The organism is Vibrio sp. 03_296 (assembly GCF_002265885.1).
On the sequence record NZ_NPKW01000651.1, the window covers coordinates 1 to 784 of the forward strand.

The window sequence follows — 784 nt, forward strand, 5'->3', positions numbered from 1 at the left end:
TGAACATTGAGCAGAAACTCATGGCGTAATGTGGCGTCACAGAAGCTAAGTTCACTGGGTAGCAGCTTAACGTTTTCCTGCAACGCGATGAGATCTTTCGCTTTGTGATTGGCGGCAACGTAAGCGCCTTTGCTGTCATAAAGCAGCGCAGCATGAGGCAACTGGCTGATGATTTGGGTAAGATTATTAGTGTATTGCTGTGAGGTTTTGGACTGCTGATAAAGCGAAAATGCACGTTGAATGTGAGGGACCAGCTTTTCCAATAGATAAAGTTCGGTTTCATCCAGTGGCAACTCACTTTGATTTCGATGCACACTGAGGAAGGCAATGTTGCCATCTGCATGGCCAATCAAAGCGGTAGCAACATCGCAAAAACCGTGGCGGTCAAACCAGTCATTCGACTTTCTGTTCTTGCGGGGTTAAGTCGTGTTGTCTACCGATGTGTTTATTAGAGAATAAATCGCCCGATGGGTTTGTGGCGATGAAGTCGTTAATGATATTGCCGCGCGCGAGATCTTGCTCTATGTACTCAATGACAGCATCAATTTGTGGGCCGGCCATCCAGCCTGAAACCAGCTCTCCACGGTAGTTTGACTGAATATGAAAGACTGCGTCGGCCAAACGAAACTCGCCCACCATTTGCTCTAGAAACGGTTCGAATCCACGAGGATGAACAGGAGCTTGGTAGAGAGAATCAATAAGTTGGCTAAAACGACTAATCGATGAATGGAATATCCTTTTCCAATAAAAAATGGTCGCTCTTCTACTTATCATTATGAGTTGT

2 pseudogenes are annotated in these 784 nt (G+C 45.7%); both read right to left on the reverse strand.

The annotated features are described in order from the left end of the window. Positions 1–353, reverse strand: a pseudogene (locus CIK04_RS34245) (LuxR family transcriptional regulator); the annotation flags it as partial. 40 nt (positions 354–393) lie between these two features. Further along, positions 394–784, reverse strand: a pseudogene (locus CIK04_RS34250) (hypothetical protein); the annotation flags it as partial.